Genomic DNA, 8,544 nt, shown 5'->3' on the forward strand with positions numbered 1-8,544 from the left:
AAAAAAGTAGAGCTTACGCTTTTCAATAAAATAGAACGCCATTATTTAGCTAAACTTCCAGATGAAGCAGAAGCTATTATAACGGATAACACTAAGGTTATTAATACTTTAAACTCACTTTGTATAGAGATGGACAACCGTTACGAAATGCTTAAAAACGCACTATGTCGTAACATTGTAGAATACAACAAAAAATTTAAGGATCGCAAATTAAATCCTAACGATGGACATGCGTACTTACCATATATAGTACTAGTTGTCGATGAGTTTGCAGATTTAATTATGACTGCTGGAAAAGAAGTAGAAACGCCTGTTGCACGTTTAGCACAATTAGCACGTGCCATTGGTATTCACCTAATTATTGCAACGCAAAGACCATCTGTAAACGTAATAACAGGTATAATTAAAGCCAATTTTCCTGCACGTATAGCCTTTAGAGTATCTAGTAAAATAGATTCTCGAACCATTTTAGATGCAGGTGGAGCAGACCAACTTATTGGTCGTGGAGATATGTTATATACGCAAGGAAACGACATGATTAGAGTACAATGTGCTTTTGTTGATACACCAGAAGTTGAAAAAATAGTTGATTTTATTGGTAGTCAAAAAGCATATCCAGACGCTTATTTACTTCCAGAGTACGTTGGTGAAGAAGGTGGCACGAGTCTTGATGTAGATATTGATGATAGAGATAAACTGTTTCGTCAAGCTGCTGAAATTATTGTAACAGCACAACAAGGTTCTGCATCTTTATTGCAACGTAAATTAAAATTAGGTTACAATCGTGCAGGACGAATTATAGATCAACTTGAAGCTGCTGGTATTGTTGGTGGTTTTGAAGGCAGTAAAGCAAGACAAGTATTAGTAATAGATTTAGTTGCTCTCGATCAATTATTAGCAAACGAAGGTCAATAAAAATTAGATTTCCTTTGACAAGGAAACTTTAAAATTAAATTTAAAAATGAAAAAATTAGTATTTGTATTAGCTTTAATAATTTCAGGTTTAACTTTTGCACAAGATAATGCTAAAGCAAAAACACTATTAAACGAAGTATCTGCAAAAGTAAAAGGTTACGATAATATTGCAATAGACTTTAAATATGTTTTAAATAATGCATCCGAAAACATAAATCAAGAAACTCGTGGAGACGTAACCATGCAAGGCGATAAATACAAATTAAACATTCTTGGTGTTACCAAAATTTTTGATGGTAAAAAGTTATATACTATTAGCCCTGAAGATGAAGAGGTAACTATTTCTACAGAAACAGGAGACGAAGAAGGCACTATTACACCTAGTAAAATGTTGTCTTTTTACCAAGATGGCTATACTTCAAAAATGGATATTGTTCAAAACGTAAAGGGTAGAAAAATTCAATATGTAAAATTATCTCCAATGGATTCTAACGCAAGTATGAAATACATTCTTTTAGGTATAGATGCGGAAACTAAACATATTTACAATCTTATTGAAATTGGAAAAAACGGAACTAAAACAACACTAACTGTTAATTCTTTTAAAACAAACGAGCCTATCTCAAAAACCTTGTTTACATTTGACGAAAGTAAGTATAAAGACTACTTCATCAATAAACTAGATTAGTAACAATTAGTGAAAATATTAGATAGATACATATTAACTTCTTATCTAAAAACTTTTATCAGCGTGTTTATAATACTCATGCTGATTTTTGTATTACAAGCTATTTGGCTCTATATAAAAGAGTTAGCAGGTAAAGATTTAGATGTAATAACGATTTTAAAATTTCTATTTTACATTACTCCTACGCTAATACCATTAATTTTACCACTTACAATTCTACTCGCTTCTATTATGGTTTTTGGCAATTTTGCCGAAAATTATGAGTTTGCTGCCATGAAATCCACAGGTATTTCCTTACAGCGCGCTATGGCTAGCTTAAGTGTTTTTATAGTATTTTTAAGTATTCTCACATTCTTTTTTAGTAACAATATTATACCAAGAGCAGAATACGAAAGTTTTAATTTACGTAAAAATATAGCTAAATTAAAGCCACAACAATTCATTGCTAAAGGACAGTTTAATCAAATTGGAGATAACTTTAATATAAAAGTATCCAATAAAACTGGTGATCGCGGACAGTTTTTAGAAAATGTTGTTATACATCAAGGACAAGACAGACTACCTGGCAATCATAAAACAATTATTGCAAAAACTGGAGAATTAATAGGTGCTGAAAATTCTGAGGTTTTAAAACTAATTCTTTTTGATGGTTATTATTATGATGATACACCTCCAAAAAAGAATGTAGATAAACAAAAAAAACCTTTTTTAAAAAGTGAATTTGTAGAATATACAATGAATATAGATTTATCGCAACTTAACGCAGTAGATTTAAACGAAAAAAACACCGATAATAAGTACAGTATGCTTGCCGTTGGTGATTTAAGTTACACAGCAGACTCTTTAATTATAGAACGTAAAAAAGAGTTTGATAAGTTTGGAGAGGCCTTATACAATAGAACAAATATTACTACATTAAATCTTTCTGTAGAAACTAAAAAAGATACTATTTACACAGGTAACATTATAGATCTATTTAACACTAAACAAAAAGTACAATTACTAGATTATGCAATTAACGCTGTATCTAGTACAAAACAAATTGTTACGGCAAAAACATCTAATATTAAAGTTAGTAATAGATGGTTAAATAGGCACATTATGGCCTTACACGAAAAATTTGCTTTAGCAATTGCATGTATCATCTTATTTTTTGTTGGTGCACCTTTAGGTGCTTTAATTAGAAAAGGTGGTTTAGGCTTACCAATGGTTATAGCTATTGTAATTTTTTTAAGCTACCACTTTATTGGTATTTTTGCTAAAAACAGTGCTAAAGACGGCTCTTTTAATCCTGCTTTAGCAGCTTGGTTTTCTACACTAATAATGTTGCCTTTAAGTATTTTTCTAACAACAAGAGCAACTAAAGACCGAGGATTATTTGATACAGATGGATTATTAGAACCACTAAAAAGATTCTTTAAAATTAAAACAAAGAAAACAGAATTTAGTACAAAGGTTTTTAATGTTAACTCTAATGCATATGATATTATACAAAAACTAGACGATAGTAAATTAATAGCCATTGTAAAAGATTATAGAGACTTCGATTACACTGTAGAGCATAAAAACACAGCTATTTCAGTGTTAACTTCAAGAGGCATCACAAGACAAGAACTTAAAATGGCTGGACATTTAAATAATGATTTCTTAGAAGAAGCTACAACTTTAAGGAATAACTATGTTGAAGATTCAAAACTGGCACTAATTTTATATATTATTTCTTTAATTTTATGTGCTTTAGCAGCTGTTTTAGTAAATAACAAGCAAGCTATTTTAGGTAACTCAATTTATGTGATTGGAATAATTGCTTTCGCCATTTTTGTTTTTGCATTGGTAAAATCTTTTTCTAAACATACAAACCTATACAAGCACTTAGGCAAAAACAATAGTATTAATGGTATTCTATTTTCATTTATTGGTTTACCACTTTACTTTATTTTCTATTTTATTCAAAAAAATCAGATTAAAAAAGATTTAAATGCTATCGAATTTAGCAAAAACACTTCTACCGAAACAATTGACACTCCAGAAGAAATAAACACAACTAAAACTATAGAAACCAATAATAGTATTACTGTTAATGAAGAGCGTAAATTATTCAGTAAAATCTTAATTGGTACTTTAATTTCTGCAGTAGTATTAATAATATTATATTTTATACTAGCTAATAATAAGTTGCCTCAATACGCTATGGCTTCAGTGCAGTTAAGTATAGTATCATTAATTGTAAGTGCATTTTATTTTATAAAAAGCAAACAAACTAATAAAAGCTTGAACGCTTCAGAACAGAATAAAAACTATGCTGTTGAGAAAAAAAGCAAATCTAATTCAACTAAAGCTATAAAAGATAAAACACTTTTAAAAGCATCTATTGGAACTTTAATATTAGCAATAATTCTTGTAATACTTCATTTTGTGTTTGCTAATAATAAATTATTACAATATGCTACGGCAGCAATACAATTAAGTATTGTTTCAATTATAGTTAGTGTTTTCTACTTTATAAAAAGCAGATTAAAATAGACTAATCACAAGCTCTTATTCTTTCTATTAGTAAATAGAAAAATCAAATCTCTTTTCAAATAAAAAAATCAGAATTAAGCAATATCTTTGCAGTATAAAAGGTATTACTATGATTACTAAAACTGAACCAAAAGTGGCGTTTAAATTAAACACAATTCAAGAAGCAATTAACGATATTAAAGCTGGTAAAGTAATAATAGTAGTTGATGATGAGGATAGAGAAAATGAAGGTGATTTTCTTGCTGCTGCAGAGTTAGTAACTCCAGAAATGATAAACTTTATGGCTACTCATGGTCGTGGTTTAATTTGCGCGCCTTTAACCGAAGAACGTTGCCAAGATTTAGGTTTACATATGATGGTAACAAACAACACAGATCCAATGGAGACTGCGTTTACGGTTTCGGTAGATTTAAAAGGTCAAGGTGTTACTACTGGAATTTCGGCAAGTGATAGAGCTTTAACCATTAAATCTTTAGTAAATAAAAATACAAAACCATTCGATTTAGCAAGACCTGGACATATATTTCCATTAGTAGCTAAAAAAGGTGGTGTTTTACGAAGAACAGGACACACAGAAGCTGCAATAGATTTTGCGAGACTAGCAGGCTTACAGCCAGCAGGAGTTATAGTAGAAATAATGAATGAAGATGGTACAATGGCACGTTTACCGCAACTTGTTGATGTGGCTAAAAAGTTCGATTTAAAACTGGTTTCTATAGAAGATTTAGTGGCTTACAGAATGGATCATGATTCTTTAATAGATAAAAAACAAGATTTTAATATAGAAACACGTTTTGGTAATTTTAGATTACGTGCTTACCAACAAACTACAAATAACCAAGTACATATTGCACTTACTAAAGGAGACTGGAAAACTAACGAGCCTGTATTAACTAGGGTGAACTCTACTTTAGTTAATAATGATATTTTAGGAACGCTTACAAATAATGCAGATGAAAAGTTAGACGATATGTTTCGTGTAATAAATAAAGAAGGAAAAGGCGCGATACTATTTATTAATCAACAAGCACAATCACTAAACTTACTAAAGCGTCTAGATATTTTAAAAGAAAATCAAACCGAAAGTAAAATTGCTAAAGCTCCAGCTATTGCAATGGATAGTAAAGACTTTGGTATTGGAGCACAAATACTTCACGATTTAAATATCTATAAACTAAAATTAATCTCTAACTCGCAACAAACAAAACGTGTTGGAATAATTGGTTATGGGTTAGAGATTGTAGAGTATGTAAATTACTAATTTTATTTTACTATGTCTAAGAAAATTATAGATATGTCTTAACAGTTTAAAGCGCTATATCAAACTTTTGTTTGCAATATTTAAATTAGTAACAAAACAGTCCTACTATTTTTATTAGAGTGCTTTTAGAATAGCTTCTTTCATTTTTTGTGCACGTAATTTAACCTCCTCTTCTGTCCATGATAATTTAATCAAGCAGGAAATATTTCTACCAATATAGTGATCACTTTGAGTAAAAGTTTTTTCACTTAATAAGCTTAATGAATCTTTTATTTCTTTGGATAAAGGGAATAAAGACTTAGCATCTTTTAAGTGATTCCATTTTCTAACATAATGCCAATTATTATCGTAATAATTCCAGCACACATCTATTCCATAGTCTTTAAAATTAACAATCGTTTTTCTCGATGTTTCCAAATCTGGCAAAAAGAAATTCAAAAAAGCATAGCTTTCTTCTCCTCCTTCTGGAACTGTTCTAAAAGTAACCTCAGAAATTTCAGAAAGAGCATCTCTTAATATAGTATAGTTTTTTTTCTGAACTTCTAAAAACTCAGGCAAGCGCTTAATTTGAGCTAATCCTACTGCTGCATGCAATTCAGATATTCTAAAATTATATCCTAAAAACGGATGCGATTCTGCTCCTCTATCACTACCAATATGGTCATGACCATGATCACTAAAATGGTCTGCATTTGTATAGTATTCTTTATTATTGGTAATTATAGCTCCACCTTCTCCACAAGTTACAGTTTTTACAAAATCGAAAGAAAAACAACCTAAATCACCAATACTACCTAAAGGTTTATTGTTGTAACGTCCACCAATAGCTTGGCAAGCATCTTCTACTAATAGTAAATCATGTGTATTACAAACTTGTAATAAAGCATTCATATTAGCCATACTACCACACATTTGCACTACCATTACCGCTTTTGTTTTTGGAGTAATAGCAGCTTCAACAGCCTTAGCATCTAACCCTAAAGTAGCATCTATATCTACTAAAATTGGTATTGCTCCCAACAGTAATATTGCTTCAAAACTAGCAACAAAAGTAAATGTAGGCATAATAACTTCATCTCCTGCTCCAACACCTGCACTTGCTAAAGCTACAGATACAGCAGATGTTCCATTAGATACTAACTGTACATAATTACTTTCAAGAGTTTTTTTTAATTCATTTTCTAATGCTTTAGCTTTCCAATGGCCATTTCTCATACCATCAAAACCATAACGCATCAAAACACCATTATCTAAGACATCTTGTAATTCTTCTCTTTCTAAATCTCCAAAGCGTTCAAATCCTGGCATATATATTTTTTTAGTTTTTCAAAAATAGTTCAATTTTTAAAATAAAAAAAGCCTCTAAAACCAAAGTTTAAGAGGCTTCTATTTATAGTTAAAGAACTCTAGTGTTTTTTAATAAGTGTTTCAATAAAAGCAAAATGTCTATCTGTTTCTCTTAAAAAAGTATAGCCTGAAAGCTCTCCAATCACTCTCATATCATCATTTAGTGCTACTAAATTTGGGTAACCTCCTTTTTTGTTATATTTCTCTACTAATACTTTATTTTTCTTTTTTTGATCTGGAGTAATTATATCTAACCTTCTTGGCATATCTACCATTAGTAAAACAAAATTTTTAGATTTTTCTTCAAATACATCTGTATTAAAAAAATCTTTCTTTAACATTTTACATGGTCCACACCAATCACTTCCTGTAAAATACATTAATATTGGTTTTTTAGATGAGGTCGATTCTTTTTTAGCAGACTCAAAATCTGTTAACCAATTAAGGTTCGAATAGTCTTCATCTTGAGAAAATCCTTGTAAAGAAATACAGAAACAAAAAATAAATAATAAGTTTTTCATAATAAAAAATAGGCCTTAAAACATTACAACAGTATAACAAATATATAACATACCAACAACCTTGCCGAAAATATTACGCTATAAAAATATAACACTGTCATCTATATTTTTACGCACTTTTTTAAGGTCAGCCATGTAATCATTTTCTGTACGATAACCAATAGGTAAAAGTAAAACAGATTCTAATCCTTTAGATTTTAAATTTAAAATCCTATCATACTCTTTTGGTAAAAAACCTTCCATTGGGCAAGCATCCACCTCTTCTAAAGCACAAACTGTTAATAAATTACCTAACGCCAAGTACGCCTGTTTTATAGACCAATCTTTGATCTCTTGTTGAGATTTACTTTCAAAATCCTGTGTTAAAAAAGTTTTAAAAGGATTTAAAGTAGCATCAGGTGTATTTCTAATAGACTTAACCAATTCAAAATAATTTTCTATAAAATTTTTATCAACTGTCGTTTCAATACAAATAACCAAAATATGAGAAGCTTGAGCAATTTGTTCTTGATTCATTGAGTAAGCAACTAAATCCTTTTGCAATTGTTTATTTTCAATAACCAGCAATTTTAAAGGTTGCAAACCATAAGAAGTTGCTGTCAAATTAAATGCATTCAATAAAACATCTAATTTCTTTTTAGAAACCATTTTGTTTTTATCAAAAGATTTTGTTGCATAACGCCATTTTAACGCTTCAATTACCATCATAGTATAGTATTATAACTTTCTGCAAAAATAGGATTACATTCGCAATAATAACTACAAAGCCTTATAAATTAAAATAATATTAGTATAGTTTATGGAATCAACTCAAGAATTAATAAATAAATCAGAAACAAGAATATTTAAAGCCATTTTTCCAAATACAACAAATCATTACAATACTTTATTTGGTGGAACAGCATTACACATGATGGATGAAGCATCATTTATATGTGCTACTAGATTTAGCAGAAAAAAAGTGGTAACCATCTCTACAGATAAAATAGATTTCGAAAAACCAATTCCCGAAGGCACTATTATAGAACTAGTAGCTAGAGTTCACAAAGTAGGAAATACAAGTTGTACCGTAAAAGTTGATATTTATATGGAGCACATGCACAACTACAAGCGAGAATTAACAGTAACAGGCTACTTTAAGTTTGTGGCAGTCAACGCACAAATGAAACCAATTTCAATTTTAGGATAAATTTAAAAAAAATTCTATTTTTTATTTGAATAGAACTAAAAACCTATCTATATTTGCACTCGCATTTGGGTAATACCAATGAGACACTACTGGAGAGTTG

Annotated in this window: 8 protein-coding genes; 5 read left to right on the plus strand and 3 right to left on the minus strand. The window is 29.9% G+C overall.

Annotated features, from left to right (window positions below):
- The 4 genes from Q0C58_RS02665 to ribB form a co-directional block, all read left to right on the plus strand.
- Nucleotides 1–915 (plus strand): DNA translocase FtsK (locus tag Q0C58_RS02665; protein ID WP_290697110.1); only part of this gene is annotated, 915 nt, incomplete at its 5' end.
- Nucleotides 916–961: 46 nt separating this feature from the next.
- On the plus strand, nt 962–1,603 hold the full coding sequence (locus Q0C58_RS02670; protein WP_290697113.1) for an outer membrane lipoprotein carrier protein LolA: 642 nt from the start codon (nt 962–964) through the stop codon (nt 1,601–1,603).
- 9 nt (nt 1,604–1,612) lie between these two features.
- Complete coding sequence (locus Q0C58_RS02675) at nt 1,613–4,126, plus strand: LptF/LptG family permease (protein WP_290697116.1); 2,514 nt, start codon at nt 1,613–1,615, stop codon at nt 4,124–4,126.
- A gap of 109 nt (nt 4,127–4,235) precedes the next feature.
- The gene (ribB, locus tag Q0C58_RS02680) at nt 4,236–5,387 is read left to right on the plus strand and encodes a 3,4-dihydroxy-2-butanone-4-phosphate synthase (protein WP_290697119.1); all 1,152 of its coding nucleotides are present in this window, start codon (nt 4,236–4,238) and stop codon (nt 5,385–5,387) included.
- 114 nt (nt 5,388–5,501) lie between these two features.
- Here the strand turns inward: ribB and Q0C58_RS02685 are convergent, their stop codons facing one another.
- The 3 genes from Q0C58_RS02685 to Q0C58_RS02695 all read right to left on the minus strand — a co-directional run bounded on the left by Q0C58_RS02685 (nt 5,502) and on the right by Q0C58_RS02695 (nt 7,963).
- Complete coding sequence (locus Q0C58_RS02685; RefSeq protein WP_290697127.1) at nt 5,502–6,695, minus strand: DegT/DnrJ/EryC1/StrS family aminotransferase; 1,194 nt, start codon at nt 6,693–6,695, stop codon at nt 5,502–5,504.
- A gap of 98 nt (nt 6,696–6,793) precedes the next feature.
- Nucleotides 6,794–7,255: a thioredoxin family protein gene (locus Q0C58_RS02690; RefSeq protein ID WP_290697129.1), complete on the minus strand. Its 462-nt coding sequence runs from the start codon at nt 7,253–7,255 to the stop codon at nt 6,794–6,796.
- Between the two features lie 78 nt (nt 7,256–7,333).
- Entirely contained in the window at nt 7,334–7,963 is a 630-nt protein-coding gene (locus tag Q0C58_RS02695) for an NAD(P)H-dependent oxidoreductase (protein ID WP_290697132.1), read from the minus strand.
- A 91-nt stretch (nt 7,964–8,054) separates the two neighbouring features.
- Between Q0C58_RS02695 and Q0C58_RS02700 the strand changes: the two genes are divergently transcribed.
- Nucleotides 8,055–8,444 (plus strand): acyl-CoA thioesterase, encoded by a 390-nt coding sequence (locus Q0C58_RS02700; RefSeq protein WP_290697150.1) that lies wholly within the window; start codon nt 8,055–8,057, stop codon nt 8,442–8,444.
- Nucleotides 8,445–8,544: the final 100 nt, after the last annotated feature.

The sequence above is a fragment of the Lacinutrix sp. genome (assembly GCF_023299985.1).
In the GTDB taxonomy this organism is placed as follows: domain Bacteria; phylum Bacteroidota; class Bacteroidia; order Flavobacteriales; family Flavobacteriaceae; genus Lacinutrix.

Excerpts from the sequence above, each read along its gene's own strand:
- Q0C58_RS02690 (WP_290697129.1), bottom strand. The coding sequence starts at position 7,255 with ATGAAAAACTTATTATTTATTTTTTGTTTCTGTATTTCTTTACAAGGA.
- Q0C58_RS02670 (WP_290697113.1), top strand. The coding sequence starts at position 962 with ATGAAAAAATTAGTATTTGTATTAGCTTTAATAATTTCAGGTTTAACT.
- Q0C58_RS02695 (WP_290697132.1), bottom strand. The coding sequence starts at position 7,963 with ATGATGGTAATTGAAGCGTTAAAATGGCGTTATGCAACAAAATCTTTT.
- Q0C58_RS02700 (WP_290697150.1), top strand. The coding sequence starts at position 8,055 with ATGGAATCAACTCAAGAATTAATAAATAAATCAGAAACAAGAATATTT.
- Q0C58_RS02685 (WP_290697127.1), bottom strand. The coding sequence starts at position 6,695 with ATGCCAGGATTTGAACGCTTTGGAGATTTAGAAAGAGAAGAATTACAA.
- ribB (WP_290697119.1), top strand. The coding sequence starts at position 4,236 with ATGATTACTAAAACTGAACCAAAAGTGGCGTTTAAATTAAACACAATT.